Here is a 21,579-nt window from a genome sequence, read left to right as displayed (position 1 = left end):
GATGATTTAAGTATTATTAAATTTCGGAATTTTACGTTTATTGGCAATAACTTATATACATTATTATTTCTGAAAACTATAATTAGATATTAGTAAAATAAAATCTAATTAAAGGTGATTGAAAATGAATATTTTAGACATAATAAATAAATTTCCAAACCAAGAATCTTGTATAAAATTTTTAGAAGAAATAAGATGAAATAACAAACCAAAATGTCTTTTTTGTTTTAGTGAAAAAGTTAACTCTGTTTTAAAAGAGTCGCGTTATAAATGCAAAAAATGTCATAAGTCTTTTAGTGTAACTGCTCAAACTATTTTTCATCATACACGTGTACCACTTCAAAAGTGATTTATTTTAATAGTATTAATGGCTAATGCTAAAAAAAGTTTATCATCATCTCAAGCTTCAAGAGACTTAAATTTACGTTTAGCAACTGTATGAAAAATGATGCATAAAATTAGAAAGGCAATGGCTAATGATGAGATTAAATTATTAGCAAAAATATTAGAGATGGATGAAACATATGTGGGTGGAAAACCGCGTAAATATAATGATGTTGATAATAAAAATAACTCATTACGTGGTAGAGGAACTAGTAAAGAGTGTGTTGTTGGCATTATTGAACGAAATGGTAATGTTAAATTATTTCATGCAAAAAATAAAAGTATTAAATCTTCAGATTTAATGAAAATAGTTAAAGAAAATGTTGATATTAACAATTCTATTCTTTTTACTGATGAATATCGTGGATATTATAAAATGAATAAAATTTTACCACATGAACAAGTTAATCACAAAAAATATTTTTCTTATAATGGTATTCATACAAATACAATAGAAAGTTTTTGAGCAATATTAAAAAGAGGTTTTATCGGCCAATTTCATTGAGTTTCAAAAAAATGACTCCAATCTTATTTAAATGAATTTTGTTTTAAATATAATAACCGTAAAGAAAAAATCACATTTAAAAATATCACAATTAAATTATTTATTAAGAATTAAGTGTTAACCAATAAGCGTAAAATTCCGTTAAATTTTGAGGTATATAATAATCATTTAAAATAAATAAAAGAGTTACCAATAATGGTAACTCTTATTCACTGTTAGGTGCCAACCCAATGAATATTTACTTACCCTTAACTAAGTAAGTATTTTTATTATACTACTAAAATAAAGTTTTTTTAGTTTTATTTACTAAAAAAATTAAAACCTTTTTAATTTTATATATTTTTGATATTTATAATTAACTATTAATATACATCTGTATGCTTATTAGTATTTAATTATTTATTTTTTCTAATCAAAAATATTATTTAAAACAACATTCTGATCACATAAAATTTTCTTAAATAATTGATAAAAAACTATATTTTTTAATTTTTAATAATAATAATAATGAAAATCTTTTAAAAGTTTTTCATAACAAATAATTTTTTTAATTTTTGTTTTTGTGAAGAGAAATAACATTTTAGTTTATTTTTAGATTTTTTTGGACAATCTTCTATATTTTCTTCAAATAAATTTATTTCTTTGAAAAGATCAAAGTTATTTTTCAGTTTTTCAGTTTTAACTTTATCTTGACATTTATCAAGTAATTTTTTTAACTTTAAAGGATTTGAAACTACATTTGAAAAACTTTCAACAATTGCATAGTTATTTATTACATTTTCATAAATTCTTGGAGTAGAATTTTGTTCATTAATTAAAGTTTTATAATCCTTATCATTAAAATCACAATTTTTTTTTGTTTTTTTAATAAAATCATCAGTTAAAAGTATTAATAAACTATTTTTTTTCCTTCGATGAAGACTACCATATATTGATAATGAAGCTGCAATTTCTCAATCAATATGTTTTCTACATTTTGTATGTTTTCCTAAAATAACTATAGTAATATCTGAATCTTTTAAATATTCTTCTCTAATAGTTTTAAATATCTTTTTAGGAGGTGATTGGGGATCAATATCACCTAGTTTTACAGATACGTCTTTTACTTCGAAATATTCTCCATAACATTGCCAAATTAATTCTGATAATTCATCCTTTGCTTTTTGTTCTCTTAAATGATGATATGAAATAAAAATTTTTAACATTATGTATTAACCTCTTTTTTAACATTATTAAAAAAATATTTTTTTATAAACTTTAATAGGTTTATACTTTATTATAAAATAATACTGGGCGGTTGTCAAATTTACTAAATAATTTATTACTATATTAGTAACTTATTTCCGAAAATGAATTATTTAAAAAATAATTAAAATTAGACAAAATTACTCTCTTTTCTTAAAACATTAAATTTATATTTTATATTCGACGTATTTAAAAAAAAAAATATACATTTTATAAGTTAAATTAAAATTATCAACAAGGAAAAAGACAAGAAATAATCTTGTCTTTTTTTGTAATTGTAAAATTTGATAACATGGCATCAGTCACTTAAGTTTACCAATTAATATTTTCAATCTGTAATATAATTAAAAATAATTAATACAGAAGGAGAAATTATGAATTATAAAGTTTATTCAAAAGAAACAAAATTAGCCGTTGTTAATGAGTATTTAGTTGATAAAAAACTAAAAATACATGAAATTCAAGTCAAATATAAATTATCAACTCCAGTATTAATTTATAATTGGGTTAACCAATATCAAATTAAAGGTGAAAATGCATTCACCAAAATTTCTAAATCCCAAACTTCTCACAGGATCGATAAGAAAGATATTGAAATTAAACTATTAAACAAAGAAATTGATAAACTTAGAAAACAAGCTTTAAAAGATGAGGTTGAAAAAGAACTTTTAAAGGAGCAATTAGCCTGTGAAAAGAAATTAACAAGGGGAAAAAATAGTAAATTATTAAAATATAAGTGTTTTTTAATAGTAGAAAAATATAAGCAAAAAGGTCATCAATTAAATAAAATTATTGTTTACATAGCTATTAGCAAAACAGCATACTATTTATGAGTAAAAAAAGGTAAAAAGCAATATCAATCAAAAATTAATGATAATTTGATACAAGCAATAAACAAAATAGTTCTCATTAAAAATGAAAAAAAGTACATTAATATCACTAGTTTTGAAAAAGTAAGATTAGAGTTAAAAATAAAAAATAAAGGTCTTAAATGCAGTAAAACAAGCATAAAACAAATATTAAAAGATAATAATATTAAATTATTATTAGAACCTAAATCAACAAATAGAGTAGTAGAAAATAGTGATTTAAAAAATAATAAAGATTTATTAAAACGTAATTTTTCAAGTAATAACTTTCTTGAAAAAGTTGGTATGGATGGCACATGATTTAAAAATATAATTATTGGTGATAAAAAAACAAAATTATTAGTTGTTTTTGCTACTGATATGTACAGTAATTCAATTGTTGGCTGAAAAATAAACAAAAGTGAAAATGCCAAAACTGTGTTAAATGTGGTTAATCAAATAGAATTAGCGAGTGCTAAACAATGTAATTTTACGACTATTCAATCAGATTTAGGTTCTGCTAATACAAGCGAAATTGTTAGTAAAGTTTTTAATACAAGTACTAATCTAATTCACTCAAAAAGTCTATCAGGTTTTAAAGGTAATCAAGTTAGTGAATGTTTAAATCGTTGAATTAAAAGAGATTTTAAAATGATGTTTGGTAGCACTTTTGAAAGTATGGAAAGTTTTAATAAAATATTAGAAAAATTTATTAGATATTGAAACAATGATAGAATAGTTATTAGATTGAAAATGCCTCCAAATCAATTTGTACAGATTTGAAGACAAGAAAGTAAACTTATCTAACCAATGCCGAAAATTAAATACTAGTTTACAAATGGTTGTTCTTTCCTTTATTTCAATTTTATTAAAAAGATTCTAAACAGGTTCTTAGAACTATTCATAGAGTTTTTAAGAATTTAGAAGTAATTGAAGTAAATCCAGTAAAAGTAAAATTAGAAAAAAATCAGCCTATTTTTGTAGCGATTGATGATGGACATCGAAAGTTTTGAGATTTTAAACGTAAAGGTATAAAACACTCTATGAGATTAATAACAACATATACAGATAATATTAATCATAAATTACAAAATAAAAGAGTAAAAGCAATTATAAGACCAACAAGAACAGCAATTGGAATTAAAAAGACTGCTGAATTTATTAAAGAATATTGTCAAAAATTTTATGAAAATGTTGAACAAGCAAAAATAATTATTTGTGGTGATAGTGCAGGGTGAATTAAAGATGTAGCAGATTATTTAGTGCTGAGTTTGTTTTAGATAAATTCCATTTAATTAGAACATTATATCTTAGTATAATGGTTGGAAATAAAGGAAAATATTTAAAAGAATATAATCATTGTAAAAATTTAACGGACTTCTCCCCACAAGTACTTGTGGGGAGAAGTCCGTTTTTTAATTTTCATCTTTAAGTTCTCCTTAAATTTATTTGTTAATTTTAGCATTTAATAAAATTTATCGGAATTTTACGTTTATTGGCAATAACTTATATACATTATTATTTCTAAAAACTATAATTAGATATTAGTAAAATAAAATCTAATTAAAGGTGATTGAAAATGAATATTTTAGACATAATAAATAAATTTCCAAACCAAGAATCTTGTATAAAATTTTTAGAAGAAATAAGATGAAATAACAAACCAAAATGTCTTTTTTGTTTTAGTGAAAAAGTTAACTCTGTTTTAAAAGAGTCGCGTTATAAATGCAAAAAATGTCATAAGTCTTTTAGTGTAACTGCTCAAACTATTTTTCATCATACACGTGTACCACTTCAAAAGTGATTTATTTTAATAGTATTAATGGCTAATGCTAAAAAAAGTTTATCATCATCTCAAGCTTCAAGAGACTTAAATTTACGTTTAGCAACTGTATGAAAAATGATGCATAAAATTAGAAAGGCAATGGCTAATGATGAGATTAAATTATTAGCAAAAATATTAGAGATGGATGAAACATATGTGGGTGGAAAACCGCGTAAATATAATGATGTTGATAATAAAAATAACTCATTACGTGGTAGAGGAACTAGTAAAGAGTGTGTTGTTGGCATTATTGAACGAAATGGTAATGTTAAATTATTTCATGCAAAAAATAAAAGTATTAAATCTGAAGATTTAATGAAAATAGTTAAAGAAAATGTTGATATTAACAATTCTATTCTTTTTACTGATGAATATCGTGGATATTATAAAATGAATAAGATTTTACCACATGAACAAGTTAATCACAAAAAATATTTTTCTTATAATGGTATTCATACAAATACAATAGAAAGTTTTTGAGCAATATTAAAAAGAGGTTTTATCGGCCAATTTCATTGAGTTTCAAAAAAATGACTCCAATCTTATTTAAATGAATTTTGTTTTAAATATAATAACCGTAAAGAAAAAATCACATTTAAAAATATCATAATTAAATTATTTATTAAGAATTAAGTGTTAACCAATAAACGTAAAATTCCGAAATTTATTATAAGTATCTTAGTTGTAATATTTTTAAAATAGTAGTAAGATGATTTTACAATTACATAAAATCCCAAATTATTTCTTGTCTACATTATAATAAGACTATATAAGATTTAATTTTTTCCGGATTTTTGACAATCTTCCAATAATAATCACTAAAAGTAATATTTTTGACTTTTAAGTTTTATAAAATCTTATTATTAAAATAAAGTAAATATTATACAAATTTCAAGTAATTACTAGTATAATGATTTAAGAATAAAAAAGAATAATTAGTACAAATAAAACTTGTTATTTTAAAGGAGAATAATATACATGAATAAAAACTATAAAGATACATTATTAATGCCTCAAACTAACTTTGAAATGCGTGCTAATTTAACTATAAAAGAACCACAACTACAAAAATATTGACAAGACCAAAAAATATATCAACAACTAATTAACAAAAATAAAAAATCTACGAAAACTTTTATCCTTCATGATGGACCTCCATATGCTAATGGTGATCTACATTTAGGGCATGCATTAAATAAAATTTTAAAAGATATTATTGTTCGTTATTATAATAATAACAATTATTATGCACCCTATATTGCAGGTTGAGATACGCATGGTTTACCTATTGAAACAGCAGTCACTAACTCGGGAATTAATCGTAAAACAATAGCAGTATCAGATTTTAGAAAACAATGCCAAAAATATGCAGAACTGCAAGTTGCTAATCAAATTAATCAATTTAAAACATTAGGATTATTAACAGATTTTGAAGATCATTATGTTACTTATGATAAAAAATATGAATCTGAACAAATTAAAGTTTTTGCTAAAATGGTAGAAAAAAAACTAGTATATCGTAATTTATATCCTGTATATTGATCACCATCAAGTGAAAGTGCCTTAGCTGAAGCTGAAATTGAATATTTAACAAAAACTAGTGCTGCTATTTATGTTGCCTTTTTACTAAATAACGAAAAAAAAATATTTAACTTACCTACCTCATTAGTAATTTGAACAACAACACCATGAACAATTCCTAGCAATCAAATGTTAGCAGTAAATGAAGAATTTACATATAGTATTATTAAGACTAATGAACAACAATATATTATTGCACAACCATTGATTGATTCTTTTACCAAAGTAAACAACATCACCGATTTTATAATTGTTAAAACAATTTCTGGTAAAGATTTAATTGGATTAACAGCATTACATCCATTATATCAAAGAAAAACTCCAATCGTTCATGGTTCTCATGTTACTATAAATGATGGAACTGGAATTGTTCATACTGCTCCAGCGTTTGGTGAAGAAGATTTTGATTTAGGATTAAAACATAATATCAAAATTCTTTGTCCAATTAATGATCAAGGTCAATTTACATCAGAAATCAACGATGAACAATTAGTCAATAAGTTTTATGATGATACTAATAAAATTATTGTTGAGCGCTTAAAAAAAAATGGTACATTAATTGGTATGAAATGATTTAAACATCAATATCCACATGATTGACGAACTAAAAAACCCGTTATTTATCGTGCTACTTTACAATGATTTATCGCTATTGAAAAAATCAAACCATTACTTACTAAAAATATTAATAAAGTAAATTTTGTTCCTGAGTGAGCAAAAAAAAGAATGTTATTAATGACAAATAATCGCTATGATTGATGCATTTCTCGTCAACGCGCTTGAGGATTACCAATTCCAATTTTTTACACTGAAAAAAAAGAACTAATCATGGATATAAACCTTATTAATCATGTTGCTGATTTATTTGCTAAACATGGTTCAAATATTTGATTTGAAAAAGAAGCAAAAGATTTATTACCACCTAAATATCAACATAAAGATAGCCCAAATGGTATTTTTTATAAAGAACAAGACATCATGGATGTTTGATATGATAGTGGCGTTTCCCACTTAGCAGTTATTAAAAATAATAATTTACCTTGACCAGCAGATTTATATTTAGAAGGTAATGATCAATTTCGTGGTTGATTTAATTCAAGTTTAACAACAGGAACTATTACTAATAATAGTAGTCCATATAAAAACTTGCTAGCACATGGTTTTGTAACTGACGCTAAAGGCAATAAAATGTCAAAATCAATTGGTAATGTTATTAGTGTTAAATCAATTTGTGATACTAATGGTGCTGATATTTTACGATTATGAGTAGCCAGTGTTGATTTTACTGATGATACAAGAATTGGTACTGAAATTTTAAAACAAGTTAGTGAAAATTATCGTAAAATCAGAAATATTTTTCGTTTCTTACTAGGTAATCTATTTGATTTAGATATCAAAACTATTGAAAATAAAACAGAAGAAGACATTATTAATAGTTTATCAGAAGTTGATCAATATATTTTAAATAAATTAAACGGATTAGTGACTAAAATTAATGAAAATTATCAAACTTACCAATTTAATAGTATCTATCATTTAATTTTAAATTTTGTTACTAATGATTTGTCTGCTTTTTATTGTGATTTTACTAAAGATATTTTATATGTTAATAGCAAAAATGACATTAGAAGAAAACAAGTACAAATGACAATGTTTTTAATAGTAAAAACATTAATTGGTCTACTAGCCCCTATTTTACCACACACTACTGAAGAAGCATTCCAAAGTTTAACTAAAAAAGATTTAAATACAAGCAGTGATTCTATTCATTTAAAAAAATTTCCACAACCATGAAATTCAAACAAACAAACAAAATTAATGGAAAAATGAGAATATTTTATTAACTTTAAAAATGAAGTTAATAAAGTTATTGAACAAGCTAAAAAAGACAAAATTGTTAAAACACCCCTAGAAACGATAGTGACTATTATTTTTAAAGATAATCATAATATCTTATCAACAATTGATGAAAAAGAATTAGCACAATTATTAATTGTTAGTGAAGTTAATATTAATTATAATAATAGCAACGTTAATGACTGAACTATTAATGTTAAAACAAAAGATGGTACTAAATGTCCTCGCTGTTGATTAATCGTTAATGAAACAAAAGAAGATGTTTGTAATCGTTGTTTTGAAGTGTTATCATTAATAATGTAAATAACTAATATTAGTTTAGAAAGAAGTAATTATGGAATTTTCTTGATTAGCAATTAAAAATCACTTAAAAACACGTGATTGAAAATGATTAACTAAAATAATTTGTTTTTGCGCAATTATTATTCTAATTGTCACTGATCAAATGATAAAACTAGCAGTACAAAACGGAATAAAAGCCAGTGAAGAATATAAATTTATACCAGGATTTATTAATTTAAAATTTATTATTAATTATGGTTCTGCTTTTAGTTTTTTTCAAAATCAAAGAATCTTTCTAATAACTTTTGCTTTTCTACTAGCAATTGCTAGTAGCACCTGACTATTATTTACTAAATCTATTAACAGAGCACTAGGTCTCAGTTTTGTTATTGCAGGAACAATTGGTAATTTAACCGATAGATTTTTACACAAAGGTGGTGTTATTGACTTTTTATTATGACAACTATTCCCACCATATACTATTTTTAATACTGCGGATATATTTATTACCATTGGTATCACAATTATTATTCTACAAATAATTATTGGAACCATAATTAATGCCTATCAAGAAAAGTTTGGAGAACACAATAATGAAGTCAACAATGGAACATTTACAACAATCATCAATGACAGAAAATCAAAAGATGATAAAACTAACATATCATGAAAACAAAAATATCCGCATCGACAAATATTTAGCAATGGTATTAACAGAACATCATTATTCACGAAATTTTATCCAAAATTTAATCATTAATGGGCAAGTAATAGTTAATAATAAAACTATTTCATCAGCTAATCTACTATTAAAAAATAATGATGAAATAAATATTATTATTAAAAATGAAAAAAAGAACACTTTAAAAGCAACTGCAATTGATTTTGAAATAATTTATGAGGATAATGAAATTCTTGTTATTAACAAACCTAATAATTTAATTGTTCACCCAGGAGCAGGTAATTGAGATAATACTTTAGTTAACGGATTATTATTCCAATCTAAAATTGAAAATATTGATGAAAATAATTTGCGTCCAGGCATTGTTCATCGTATTGACAAACAAACAACAGGATTATTATTAGTAGCTAAAAATAAAATTAGTCATTATATTTTAGCAGAACAATTACAAAAACATGAAATTAAACGAATTTATATTGCTTTAGTTCATGGTACAATTAAAGGTAGATCAGGAACCATTAAAGCGCCTATTGCTAGAAGCAATAATAATCGTCTAAAAATGATGGTCAATGAACAAAATAGTAAGAAAGCAACTACTCATTTTACAGTTATTGAACGATTTAAAGACTATACTTTAATTCAATGTCAATTAGAAACTGGTCGAACACACCAAATTCGTGTTCATTTTGAGTGAATTGAACATCCAATTGTAAATGACCCTTTATACAGCAAGTTTAAATTGGAAAATGCTAATATTGGACAATACTTACATGCTAAAGTCATTACTTTTACTCATCCCACAACTAAAAAAGTTATGACTTTTGAATGTAATTTACCTGATTTTTTTGAAAATAAATTACAATTATTACGAAAGGAAAGTGTTAAATAATGGATGATAATATTCTAGATATTTTAGGTTTACAATTAGTTGATTATTTTATTAGTCATCAAGATTATCGACCATTTAATGTTCCTAAAGAATTAAAATTACATGCTAAAGGTGAAGTATATCTAACTAATAAAGATAGTAATACTTATCATATTATTAAAATTATTAAAGAAAATAATTTTAATCCTCACCATTTAAAAAACAAAGATGAAGTTTATGAAATTTTACATAAACATTTAGCAAATGAAGGTGTTAAAGATATTCGTTATTTAATGGTTATTTTAAATGATGATAACCAAAACGAAAACCGAATGTCACCAGCGGTTGATGTTATTATTGCTACTAGTGATAAAATTGTTCAAGAATTGTCTAAATTTTATCCTAGTATTACTAAATTTATTAAAGTAGACTTACCCCAACTTGAAACTGAAACTGAAAATAATGAAGAGACTAATGAAGATAATAGTAGTGGAACTTTAAGTGATAATTGAAAAAAAGTTAATTTTCAAAACCGTCGTTACTTAAGCGAAACATTAAAAAAATGTACTAATTCTAATTTGGCAGTTACCTGATTTCTTTTTATAATTCCTATTATTACACTTGTTGTTTTTCTAATAATTATAAATCTTAATCAAGATGATTGATTAGCATTAGATTATAATCAGCAACATTTGCTTTTTGGTGCCAATTATCATAACTTAATATTTGGTGCTTATCAATATTGAAGATGATTAATTTATCCATTTGCTGGTAATGATATAAATCCTTCAGCTCCTATTAATTTAATATTTTCACTTTGAATGTTTTATCGTGTTGGCAGATTTGTTGAAGGATTTTATGGATGATGAAAAGCAATTTTCATTTGAATTGGTGCAATGATTCTAACCGGTATTTTACAAAGTGTTGTTGATAATATTAATATCATGTCAGGATTTTGAGTTTTTCCTGTAATTTCATTAGGAGCAATGTTACCTTTCATTTGAAATTATAAATTATTTAAAACTCCAATTATGAGTCGTTTCTTTACAACTATCTTATTAATGTTAATATTTTGATTTATAACTGATCAACAAGTACTGACATTATTATATTGAATGATTGCTTTTGTCACAGGATGATTATTTGCTTCTTTAATCGGATATCATAATCATAAAATAACTGTGTATTATGCTTTTAGTCCAATAGCTATTGGTTCATTAGTATTATTTGCTGGTTTACTTTGAGGTTTAAATAATTATTATCCTGTTGATGATAATAATTATACTTTAGAAATATTAAAACAATATCAAAAACTTGGTCTAATTAGTCAGAGTACTATTAAAAGTATTATGCTTAATTACTTTCATATACAAGTATAAAAAAAATTCTATATTTTTTTTAATGTATCAAACAAATAATTTTCTTTTTTTAAAAGAAGAAAATTAGTATTAACAGTTATTTGTCTACTATTAATATCAATAATTTTAAAATCTATAGCAACATATGAATAATTATTAAAATTAATTTTTAATCTTTCTGATCATTCAATTATCATAAAATTATTCATCATTATTTCATAATATTCTTCTAAATGAGGATTAATTAAACGATAAGCATCCATATGAATTAAATTTCATTCATATTTAGTTTGATACTCATTTCAAATAATAAAAGTTGGTGAATTAATAATATTTTTAACTCCAAGTAAATTACCAATTAATTTAGTAATTTGCGTTTTACCACTACCAAGCGGACCATTTAATAATAAAATTAAATTTGGTTTGGCAATTTTAGCAATTATTTTGGCAAGAGTATTAGTGTCATCTAAATTTTTTAATATATATACATTCTTTTTCATAATAACCTTCTTTGATAATTATTTTATACTTTACAAACTATTATACAAAAAAATAACATATTTTCTAAATTATTATTTTTCTTATTTAAAAGTTATTAATGTTCATATGTTTCTTTTTTAACTACTACTTTTTCTTTACTTCTTACAAAAAATCATTGATAAAAACCAAAACCAGAATTACCAAGAGCAACAATTCACATTAATAAAAGATTTACATCCAAACGATTATGAGCCATTCCCGAATACATAGCTATTTGAAAAATATTAACAATTATTCAAAAAATTCATTGTTCACGAAAACGTAATAACATTAGTATTTGCGCAACAATACTTAAAGAATTAGTTAATGAATCTAAAATATGTGGTAAAATTTTTCAACAAATTTTACCATCAAAATCATATTTTCCTAAAATTACACGTGAAAATTCAGGAATTTCAAAATAAAAAAATACTGATAAAACAATTGCAAAGTAAATAGTAACAATACTTGTTTTTAAATTTAAACGTTTAGAAATTATTTCTTGTTGTGAATCTAAATGAAATTTCCATAAACTATAGCCAATAAATTGAAAAGGCAAAAAGAAAAATAAATTCAACTGCATATCACCAACATAGTCCCAAACTAAAGCAATACAACCATAAATACTAACAGCAAAAAAACCTCAAAAAAAATTAGAAATTTTACCAAACGAAATTAAAATTATACAAATAACATTAGTAAAAGCAGCAATACCATTTAAGAATAATAATACTTGCTGTCAAGGATGATAAGCTTGACGATTTACAATAGTTCAAACCGAAGGATATAAATTAGGATTAATAAAATGATTCAAATCAAAAAATGTATTTCATAACATAAAAATTCCTAAACAAATAATAGCTACTTTAGCAGAAAATGGAATTTTATTAAGATCTTTGGGTATTGATAATAAAAATTCTTTTATATTTTTCTTTCTTTTTATAAATCTAAATTTTATATCTTTAAACATATTTTCTTCCTTTTAAATTTATTTATTTATGTTCACTATTGCATTATTCAATCGTAATTTTCCATAAATTGCCAATGTAAGTGCATCATTAACTTTATCTAGTTCACTCTCATTAATAAAAATACCATTAATACCATTTTCACCAATACTACCATCACCTTTACCAAAATAACTTAACTTTAAATCTAAATTTAAACTAGATAAATCAACAGCATAAAAATGTCATACTTTTATTGAATTTTTATTAGCATAATAACTACCAAGTGTATAAATACAATCAAGTTTTAAACTGCTAATATTAATTCCTGTCTCTTCTAAAATTTCATTTTTAACAGTTTCCAGTGATGATATACCTAATTTACAACCACCTGTTAGAGTACTAAAGAATGATAACTTTTTATTTTCAAATAAAGGATTCTTTTCTTTCATTAATAAAAACCAATATTGATTATATTTATATACAAAAGGTAAAACTGCAACTCCTTCATTATTACATTATGGTTCACTAACCCCTGTCATAAAGCCATTAGTAATCAACTTTAAAAATTTACCCATAATAAACCCCCTTTATTATAACTAATATTATAACATTAACTTAAAATTCAATTTTAAAATTTCATACTAATTAAAAATAAAATTAATCACAAATATAATAGACTTACTGCATAACGTTTTTAAGTTTTAATGATAAATTATAAAATCCTGTAATTAAATTAAATCTTAAAAATATTCGTTTTCTGGCTTTTCTAAATTTATAACCAATAATCTTAAAACATTTTAAAAATGCAAAAACATGTTCAATTTTTCTACGAGTTTTATTAATAATCTTATTAAAGATTTTGGTTTTATTTGTTTTAGGATTATTTTTGCTAATTTTAATGGGTAAAAATGTATTAGCATGAATTTTTTGTAAACCTTGATAACCTTTATCTGCAAGAATTATAGTTTCTGATAAAAACTTTAACTTTGAATTCTTAAAAGTTTTAAAATCATGATTTTTACCAATATCAGAAAAAATATTTAAAATTTCATTAGTATTTGCATTAATTACGGTTTGAAACTTAACAGTATGCATTCATTTTTTACCAGAAAATCAATCTTTTTGGTTATATTTTGGTCGTTCTGTTTCTACCTCTGTTACATCAATTATCAAAATTTTATTTTTTAATTCTTCTTTTTAAAAAAATATTTTTATTTGTTAAATTATTAAACTTATTATTCTTTATTAAAATATCTTCAATTGAACGAATATTTCGTAAAGCAGTAGTATCAACCATACCATACTCAGCACCAATACTATGATATGTACGATTTTCATATAAATATCTTAAACTCATTACTAGTCGATCTTCTATTGACATTTTATATGGCCTTCCACCAATAGTAGTTTTGAGTTTTTGATGTTCTAATAAAATATTTAAAATTTCGTTAAAAACGAGTTTATTAATACCCACTATTTTACGAAAATATTGATCAGATTTATCTTTTAATTCAAAATATGTCATAAAGTTTATCCTTAACTATTCAAATTTTATTTTAATAATAACAAAAAAATAAAAAGTTAACTAGTTATGCAGTAAGTCTAATGAAAAAAATCGTAAATAATTCCCTACTAAGATAATAGTTAATATATAATTTATTTACGGACTTCTCCCCACATGTACTTGTGGAGGGAACAATGAAACTGAATGAGTTCAACATTGCTTTTCAAACTGAACAGCAATCAATGTCTTGCATATATAGCAAATTTGAAAGAAAACAAATGTATTAGGTGTTCTAGTTTTAATTTGAATACTTCTGATTTAAAAAGAATAAGATGTTTGAAATGTAATCAAACATTTAGTATTCTCACCGGTATCATATTTTCAAGGTCACAAACATCTTTAAGATCATGATTTTATCTCATCTTTAGATGAATAAACACCAAACATGGAATTCCGTCAACTGATGTTTCAAAAGAATTGGGAGTGACCTTAAAAACAGCATGGAGAATGGGTCATAAAATTAGAACACGTATTGCAAAACAAGAACCTCAATTTATTGTTGAAGGCACAGTGCAAATTGATGAAATGTATCTTTCACATATGGCTTTTAAAAAACAAGGAAGATCCTTGAAAATAAAACATTGATTGTTGGCATTTATGAAAAAACAACTAATAATTTAATTGTGAAAGTATTGAAAAATGCAAAGAGTAAAAGTCTTTTGAATTTTGCAAAAAGCCACATTTCTTCAAAATGTCATGTATATACTGATGATTGAAAAGGATATTGCGATTTCAAATTGGTTTTCCCAAAACATAAAACAGTTAACCATCAAGATGGTTATGTTTCAAAAACTGGTGTAAATACCAATCAAATTGAATCAGTTTGAAAACATATAAGAAGAACATTTAAAACACATATCAAAGTTGCAAAACAGCATGTTTATTTATATGCCAAAGAAGCTGCATATAAATTCAACAAGATACCTAGTTTTGAAATTGTAATGCTGTGTTTAATTTAAAAATGTGGGGAGAAGTCCGTAGATACGCTTTTCTCAGCATTTATGTGATAAAATTAAAAAATAGTACATAAAGGGAAAAAAGCGTTTATTTATTATATAAAAATAAATAGGAGGAACAATAATGATTTACACAATTAATAATTTATTTATTAATAGTAACGATAAAACTAAAAAAATACCAACACAAATAACTGTTAACGGTTGGGTTCGTTCTAATCGAAATAGTAAAAAAGTTGGGTTTTTAGATTTAAATGATGGTTCTTCAATTAATAACTTACAAGTAGTATATGATCCAAATTTAGAAAATACTAACAGTTTAACTAACGTTACTACCGGTAGTGCTGTTACTATTACTGGCAATTTAATTTTAACACCAAATGCAAAGCAACCATTTGAACTAAAAGTAATTACTGCTACTGTCTACAATATATGTGCTAATGATTATCCAATCCAAAAAAAAGAACATACAAATGAATTTCTTCGTGAACATGCACACTTACGTGTTCGTACTAATACTTTCTTGTCATTATTTAGAATTCGTGATCAAGTATCATGATCTATTCATAAATTTTTCCATGATAATCAATTTATTTACTTACATAGTCCTCTTATTACTGCTAATGATGCTGAAGGTGCTGGTGAAAATTTTATTGTTACTACTATAACTAATGATAAATATGAAAAGGATTTTTTTGGGAAAAAAGCCTCATTAACTGTTAGTGGTCAGTTAAATGCTGAAGCCTACGCTCAATCTTTACAAAAAGTTTATACATTTGGACCAACATTTCGTGCTGAAAAATCTAATACTACACGTCATGCAGCAGAATTTTGAATGGTAGAACCAGAATTTACCTTTAGTAATCTACAAGACAATATTATACTAGCCCAAAAACTAATAAAAACTGTTATTAGAGATGTTCTAAATAATTGTGATTCTGAATTAAAATTCTTAGAGCAAAAACAAGAAACTAAAAATGAACAATCATTAATTGAAAAATTAGAAAAAATTGCCGATTTTAAATCTGATTTTAAAGTTATTACTTATACAGAAGTCATTGAATTACTTTTAAATGCACAAAAAAAAGGGAAAAAATTTGAATTTAATGAAATTAAATGAGGAATTGATTTACAATCAGAACATGAAAGATATTTATGTGAAGAAATAACTAAACAGCCAACTTTTGTTATTAACTATCCACAAACTATCAAAGCTTTTTACATGAAACTTAATCCAATTGATAGTAATCATCCACAACAAAAAACAGTAGCAGCTATGGATTTATTAGTGCCAGGGATTGGTGAATTAATTGGTGGTTCTGTTCGTGAAGATAATTATGAACAATTACTAAAAAATAAAACACAATTCAAAATTGAAGGTAATGATCTACAATGATATTTTGATTTAAGAAAATATGGATATGCACCAAGTGCTGGTTTTGGTTTAGGTCTAGAAAGATTTTTAATGTTTATTACTGGTATTAATAATATTAGAGATGTTATTCCTTTTCCTCGTACACCAAATAACTTATTATTCTAAAATAACAATATTTTAATAATATCTTTTTAACTTAAACTTATAATATTATTTAAAACTCCTATTACTAGATTAAAATCTAAGAACCTGTTTAGAATCTTTTAATAAAATTGAAATAAAGGAAAGAACAACCATTTGTAAACTAGTATTTAATTTTCTTTCACAATTTTTTCATAATCTTCTACATTTTTCTAATCAAGCAAAACTTCGCTCTACAACTCATCTTTTTGGTAATACTACAAAAGAATGTAATTCATTACGTTTTACAACTTCAACATTCGCATTTATAATTGTTTTGATTGCAGAAGCAAATTTTTCACCAGTATAACCAGCATCTACTATTATTTTTTGAACTGTAGAAACATTTTCTTTTTCATTTTGAATCATTATTATAGCACTATTACGATCTGTTTTTTCTGCTGTAGTTACGTAAATTGCATGTGGTAAACCTTGAGAATCAACAGCAATATGACGTTTTATTCCTGAAATCTTTTTACCAGCATCATAACCTTTGTTTTTAGTAGTATCTGTATTTTTAACACTTTGTGAATCAATTATACAAAAACTGGTTTTTTCTTTTCGATGATTATTGATACGAATTTTTCTAACTAATTTTTTTTAAAATTAATTGTCATATGCTAGGTTCTTTACCATTATTTTTACTTCAAATTTGAAAACGGACTTCTCCCCACATGTACTTGTGGAGGGAACAATGAAACTAAATGAGTTCAACAATGCTTTAAACTGAATAGCAATGTCTTGCATATATAGCAAATTTGAAAGAAAACAAATGTATTAGGTGTTCTAGTTTTAATTTGAATACTTCTGATTTAAAAAGAATAAGATGTTTGAAATGTAATCAAACATTTAGTATTCTCACGGGTACCATATTTTCAAGGTCACAAACATCTTTAAGATCATGATTTTACCTCATCTTTAGATGAATAAACACCAAACATGGAATTCCGTCAACTGATGTTTCAAAAGAATTGGTAGTGACCTTAAAAACAGCATGGAAAATGGGTCATAAAATTAGAACACGTATTGCAAAACAAGAACCTCAATTTATTGCTGAAGGCACAGTGCAAATTGATGAAATGTATCTTTCACATATGGCTTTTAAAAAACAAGGAAGATCCTTGAAAAATAAAACATTGATTGTTGGCATTTATGAAAAAACAACTAATAATTTAATTGTGAAAGTATTGAAAAATGCAAAGAGTAAAAGTCTTTTGAATTTTGCAAGAAGCCACATTTCTTCAAAATGTCATGTACATACTGATGATTGAAAAGGATATTGCGATTTCAAATTGGTTTTCCCAAAACATAAAACAGTTAACCATCAAGATGGTTATGTTTCAAAAACTGGTGTAAATACCAATCAAATTGATTCAATTTGAAAACATATAAGAAGAACATTTAAAACACATATCAAAGTTGCAAAACATCATGTTTATTTATATGCCAAAGAAGCTGCATATAAATTCAACAAGATACCTAGTTTTGAAATTGTAATGCTGTGTTTAATTTAAAAATAATACATAAAGGGAGAAAAGCGTTAAAAATAATACTTTTAGATTAAAAAGTAAACGTTTAAATTTAGAAATAATGATTGATTATAATCAAAAAGATCTAATTAATGTTCAACACTCAATTTACAATAGTTCAAAAGTAACCATTTTTTCTAAAGAATTACAAGAATTTTTAAAAAATGGTTACCATAATGCAGTTGCATCTAAAAAAATAGATATCCCATGAGTAATAAATAACAGCAACTTTTAATTTACCAAAATTTAAAATTAATCAAAAAAAATTACCAAATTCATCATATATAACTGAAATTAATGATTTAAAAAATAAAATTATTAAAGAAGGTATAACTATTAAAAATGATGAAACACACTTTGAAACTAAACTTTCTTTAAAAGAAATATGTGAAAACTTTAATATTGAAAATTCTAACATAAAAGAATTACTAAATGATTGCTTAAAAATTCCAGATAATAATTTTGAAAAAATCAAACAACAAAGTAATTTAGATACTAAAAAAACAAAACTTATAATTGATTTTTTACTTCTATAATTTTTACCCTATATGTTTCTTTAATACCTTTAATATCAACAATATCACCAACAACACAATTCATAATTGATACTGCTAATGGGCATTCATTAGAAATTAATCCTTCAAATGGATTAGTTTCAATACTTCCAACAATTTTAAATTTTTCTTCTGAATTAGAAACAATTTTACCATCTTTAATTTTTACAATTGTTACTCAACTACCAACACGAACTGCTTTGGTATTACTATTTTTACGTTGTTTTTGTTCTTCAAGAATAACAGCACTAGTAATAATCGTTTCAAGTTCTTGAATGCGCGCTTCATTTTTACCTTGCTCTTCACGTGCACTAGTATAATCAGCATTTTCTGATAAATCACCATCAGCCCTAGCTGCTTTTAATCGTTCTTTTATTGATTCACGTTCAACATTAATTCGTTTATATAATTCAGTTTTTAACTTTTCTAAACCTTGTTCTGAAATTATTATTTCTTTATTTTTGTTAATTTCGCTCATTAAATGCCTCCATTTATATAATTTAATATTTTAAAACCATTTACTTTATTAATTTTTCTTCTTTTAATAAAGAAATAATTTCTGATTTAACTTCTTCAAGTTTTTTATCTTCTTCTTTTGCATCCATTTTTGTAATAATAAAAGCAATTTTACTAAAATTTTTTGCTTGTAAACCTAGAAAATTAAGAACTGACTTAGCTTTAACTTTAGTTTCATTACCAGTAAGTTTTACTGGCTTCATAATATCTGCATTATCAGGTAATTTAATAACTTCTACCTCAATATTTTTATACTTACTAATAGCGGCTGCAATTTTGGCTATTGGTCGTGCATGTAAACCAATCTTTTTTTCATCATCAATTTGCACCGTATAAATAATACAATTCATTTTTTTCCTCCAAGATTTCTTAAAAATTTGTATAATATAGTTTATTTATAACATATTTTTTATTTTTTAAAAAAAAATATATAATTTAAATTTTTCTTATTAAAATAATGTCCTAGTAAATATTCATTTTTTTACAAATAAATTTTATTTTTTTAAAAAAAATAAAATAAATATGATATTATTTATTAGTTAAAACATTAATAAGGAGAAAATAATTATGGCAAGAAAATGTGCTTTAAGTGGTATTGGTCCACTAGCTGGTAACAACCGTTCGCATGCGATGAACTCTTCTAGAAGAAAATGAAATCCAAACTTACAACCAGTAAAAATTGGTGGAAAAACTTTAATGATTAGTGCTCGTACTTTAAAAACTTTAAAGAAAAATAATGCTTTAGATAATAAAAAATAAAGTTATTTTAACTTTTGAATTATATAAATAAAGAATACTAATAAATAAAAGAAAAGTATTTCTTTTATTTATTATATTAAATTAAAAATATTTAATAAAATGGTATTAAGTTAACTAGTGGTACCATTTTTTAATTACTAAAAAATATTAATAATATAGTCTAGAACCTACATTTTTTATAAAAATGAAATAATTTTTCTAGTTTTTATCAATTATATTGTTATAATACGTGTATGATAAAGAAAACTCTCAGTTGGGTGGATTTATATGCTAAAAAAAAGAATTTTGTCATTATTTTGATTAATCACAATGATTAGTATTTTTATTGTAACTTTAGTTAGTCATAAACCCTATTTTATTATGGGGGGTTCAACTTCAGTAGCACCATTAATGCATACATTAATGGAAGACTATCCCGATAATCATAAAGAAACAGATTTTACTTATAACAGTTTAGGTTCAGATGCAGCAGTAATTCCCGTTAATAAAAATATGTTTGGTATTGGCTGACTTTCAAAAGAATATACAACTCCTGATAATAATTTAATTTCTTTTGTATTATCAAAAGATGGCATGATTCTAGTTTATAATCTACCACAAGATTACTTAGGTAATAATAAACCTATAAATTTTACACAAGATAAAGTAAAAAAAATGTATTTAACTAATTGACCTATTTTCTGAAGAGATTTATTTCCACAAAATACTTCAGAACCAAATCAAGGTTGAATCAAACCAACTTGTGAACTCAAAATTTTACCTTATACTAGAGAAAATGGTTCAGGAACACGAGATGTTTTTAATGAAAAAGTTCTGGGTGATTCAAAAGCATATTATCCACAAGCAATAACCGTTAATTCAAGTACACAAATGTTTAATATGTCTAGTGGTGGTGTTGGCTATAGTTCATATTCAGATAAAAAACAATTAGATTCGAATAAACAATTCACTACTATTCATATTGCTAATTGAGAAAAAATTGCTCCAAGTTTAGATACCATTAAAAATGGTACTTATCAGTTATCACGACCATTTACAGGTTTAATAAATAAAAATTTTAAACAAATTAATACTTTAGTTAAATTTCTAAAATTCTTGTTTATTCCTAACTATCCAGGTCATAACCAATACGTAGGTCCTGCTTTTTCAGAAGCTCAATATGCACAATCAGCAGTACCATTAACTGACGAATTAAATTATGATTTAAATCAGTGATTAAGCAAATTTCCATAAAGGAGTATT

22 protein-coding genes and 1 pseudogene are annotated in these 21,579 nt (G+C 24.2%); 14 read left to right on the top strand and 9 right to left on the bottom strand.

Annotated features, from left to right (window positions below; translation table 4 throughout):
* Positions 1-124 precede the first annotated feature (124 nt).
* Complete coding sequence (locus tag AAHM85_RS01505; RefSeq protein WP_342260720.1) at positions 125-1,003, top strand: IS1595 family transposase; 879 nt, start codon at positions 125-127, stop codon at positions 1,001-1,003.
* A 404-nt stretch (positions 1,004-1,407) separates the two neighbouring features.
* Here AAHM85_RS01505 and AAHM85_RS01500 read toward each other — a convergent pair whose 3' ends face one another.
* Positions 1,408-2,094 carry a TIR domain-containing protein gene (locus AAHM85_RS01500; RefSeq protein WP_342260719.1) on the bottom strand — a complete coding sequence of 229 codons (687 nt, stop codon included), beginning with the start codon at positions 2,092-2,094 and terminating at the stop codon, positions 1,408-1,410.
* A gap of 414 nt (positions 2,095-2,508) precedes the next feature.
* Here AAHM85_RS01500 and AAHM85_RS01495 point away from each other — a divergent pair, with 414 nt between their 5' ends.
* The 7 genes from AAHM85_RS01495 to AAHM85_RS01465 all read left to right on the top strand — a co-directional run bounded on the left by AAHM85_RS01495 (position 2,509) and on the right by AAHM85_RS01465 (position 11,456).
* Positions 2,509-3,789 carry an IS3 family transposase gene (locus AAHM85_RS01495; RefSeq protein ID WP_342260694.1) on the top strand — a complete coding sequence of 427 codons (1,281 nt, stop codon included), beginning with the start codon at positions 2,509-2,511 and terminating at the stop codon, positions 3,787-3,789.
* A gap of 236 nt (positions 3,790-4,025) precedes the next feature.
* Entirely contained in the window at positions 4,026-4,262 is a 237-nt protein-coding gene (locus AAHM85_RS01490) for a hypothetical protein (protein WP_342260718.1), read from the top strand.
* A gap of 299 nt (positions 4,263-4,561) precedes the next feature.
* Positions 4,562-5,440 (top strand): IS1595 family transposase, encoded by an 879-nt coding sequence (locus AAHM85_RS01485; RefSeq protein WP_342260524.1) that lies wholly within the window; start codon positions 4,562-4,564, stop codon positions 5,438-5,440.
* Between the two features lie 345 nt (positions 5,441-5,785).
* Entirely contained in the window at positions 5,786-8,548 is a 2,763-nt protein-coding gene (gene ileS / locus AAHM85_RS01480; RefSeq protein ID WP_342260717.1) for an isoleucine--tRNA ligase, read from the top strand.
* 31 nt (positions 8,549-8,579) lie between these two features.
* Complete coding sequence (gene lspA / locus AAHM85_RS01475) at positions 8,580-9,287, top strand: signal peptidase II (RefSeq protein ID WP_342260716.1); 708 nt, start codon at positions 8,580-8,582, stop codon at positions 9,285-9,287.
* Entirely contained in the window at positions 9,175-10,098 is a 924-nt protein-coding gene (locus tag AAHM85_RS01470; RefSeq protein ID WP_342261684.1) for an RluA family pseudouridine synthase, read from the top strand. The genes lspA and AAHM85_RS01470 overlap by 113 nt, the downstream gene beginning before the upstream one ends.
* Positions 10,098-11,456, top strand: a complete 1,359-nt coding sequence (locus tag AAHM85_RS01465; RefSeq protein WP_342260715.1) for a hypothetical protein — start codon at positions 10,098-10,100, stop codon at positions 11,454-11,456. Before AAHM85_RS01470 ends, AAHM85_RS01465 begins: the two co-directional genes overlap by 1 nt.
* 8 nt (positions 11,457-11,464) lie before the next feature.
* Here the strand turns inward: AAHM85_RS01465 and tsaE are convergent, their stop codons facing one another.
* The 5 genes from tsaE to AAHM85_RS01440 form a co-directional block, all read right to left on the bottom strand.
* Positions 11,465-11,935: a tRNA (adenosine(37)-N6)-threonylcarbamoyltransferase complex ATPase subunit type 1 TsaE gene (gene tsaE / locus AAHM85_RS01460; RefSeq protein ID WP_342260714.1), complete on the bottom strand. Its 471-nt coding sequence runs from the start codon at positions 11,933-11,935 to the stop codon at positions 11,465-11,467.
* A gap of 95 nt (positions 11,936-12,030) precedes the next feature.
* Complete coding sequence (gene pnuC / locus AAHM85_RS01455; protein ID WP_342260713.1) at positions 12,031-12,924, bottom strand: nicotinamide riboside transporter PnuC; 894 nt, start codon at positions 12,922-12,924, stop codon at positions 12,031-12,033.
* 18 nt (positions 12,925-12,942) lie between these two features.
* Positions 12,943-13,353, bottom strand: a complete 411-nt coding sequence (locus AAHM85_RS01450) for a hypothetical protein (protein WP_342260712.1) — start codon at positions 13,351-13,353, stop codon at positions 12,943-12,945.
* Positions 13,354-13,582: 229 nt separating this feature from the next.
* On the bottom strand, positions 13,583-14,077 hold the full coding sequence (locus AAHM85_RS01445; protein WP_342260711.1) for a transposase family protein: 495 nt from the start codon (positions 14,075-14,077) through the stop codon (positions 13,583-13,585).
* A 4-nt stretch (positions 14,078-14,081) separates the two neighbouring features.
* Positions 14,082-14,429, bottom strand: a complete 348-nt coding sequence (locus AAHM85_RS01440) for a transposase family protein (RefSeq protein WP_342260488.1) — start codon at positions 14,427-14,429, stop codon at positions 14,082-14,084.
* A gap of 243 nt (positions 14,430-14,672) precedes the next feature.
* Here AAHM85_RS01440 and AAHM85_RS01435 point away from each other — a divergent pair, with 243 nt between their 5' ends.
* The 3 genes from AAHM85_RS01435 (at position 14,673) to asnS (ending at position 16,964) form a co-directional block, all read left to right on the top strand.
* Entirely contained in the window at positions 14,673-15,089 is a 417-nt protein-coding gene (locus AAHM85_RS01435; protein WP_342260710.1) for a hypothetical protein, read from the top strand.
* On the top strand, positions 15,050-15,427 hold the full coding sequence (locus AAHM85_RS01430; RefSeq protein ID WP_342260709.1) for a transposase: 378 nt from the start codon (positions 15,050-15,052) through the stop codon (positions 15,425-15,427). The genes AAHM85_RS01435 and AAHM85_RS01430 overlap by 40 nt, the downstream gene beginning before the upstream one ends.
* Positions 15,428-15,545: 118 nt before the next feature.
* Positions 15,546-16,964, top strand: coding sequence for an asparagine--tRNA ligase (gene asnS / locus AAHM85_RS01425; RefSeq protein ID WP_425289721.1), 1,419 nt, complete (start codon positions 15,546-15,548; stop codon positions 16,962-16,964).
* 69 nt (positions 16,965-17,033) lie between these two features.
* Here asnS and AAHM85_RS01420 read toward each other — a convergent pair.
* A pseudogene (locus AAHM85_RS01420) lies at positions 17,034-17,543 on the bottom strand (IS5 family transposase); the annotation flags it as partial.
* Between the two features lie 194 nt (positions 17,544-17,737).
* Here AAHM85_RS01420 and AAHM85_RS01415 point away from each other — a divergent pair.
* Positions 17,738-18,493, top strand: a complete 756-nt coding sequence (locus AAHM85_RS01415; RefSeq protein ID WP_342260707.1) for an IS1595 family transposase — start codon at positions 17,738-17,740, stop codon at positions 18,491-18,493.
* A 525-nt stretch (positions 18,494-19,018) separates the two neighbouring features.
* Here AAHM85_RS01415 and greA read toward each other — a convergent pair.
* Complete coding sequence (gene greA, locus AAHM85_RS01410; RefSeq protein ID WP_342260706.1) at positions 19,019-19,540, bottom strand: transcription elongation factor GreA; 522 nt, start codon at positions 19,538-19,540, stop codon at positions 19,019-19,021.
* Between the two features lie 40 nt (positions 19,541-19,580).
* Entirely contained in the window at positions 19,581-19,928 is a 348-nt protein-coding gene (locus AAHM85_RS01405) for an HPr family phosphocarrier protein (protein ID WP_342260705.1), read from the bottom strand.
* A 217-nt stretch (positions 19,929-20,145) separates the two neighbouring features.
* Here AAHM85_RS01405 and rpmB point away from each other — a divergent pair, with 217 nt between their 5' ends.
* Positions 20,146-20,337: a 50S ribosomal protein L28 gene (gene rpmB / locus AAHM85_RS01400; RefSeq protein ID WP_252320665.1), complete on the top strand. Its 192-nt coding sequence runs from the start codon at positions 20,146-20,148 to the stop codon at positions 20,335-20,337.
* A 267-nt stretch (positions 20,338-20,604) separates the two neighbouring features.
* Complete coding sequence (locus AAHM85_RS01395) at positions 20,605-21,570, top strand: PstS family phosphate ABC transporter substrate-binding protein (RefSeq protein WP_342260704.1); 966 nt, start codon at positions 20,605-20,607, stop codon at positions 21,568-21,570.
* The last annotated feature ends 9 nt before the right edge of the window (positions 21,571-21,579 follow it).

Source organism: Spiroplasma endosymbiont of Notiophilus biguttatus, from assembly GCF_964030985.1.
Taxonomy (GTDB): domain Bacteria; phylum Bacillota_I; class Bacilli_A; order Mycoplasmatales; family VBWQ01; genus Spiroplasma_E; species Spiroplasma_E ixodetis_A.
This window is presented reverse-complemented; position numbering and strand designations above follow the sequence as displayed.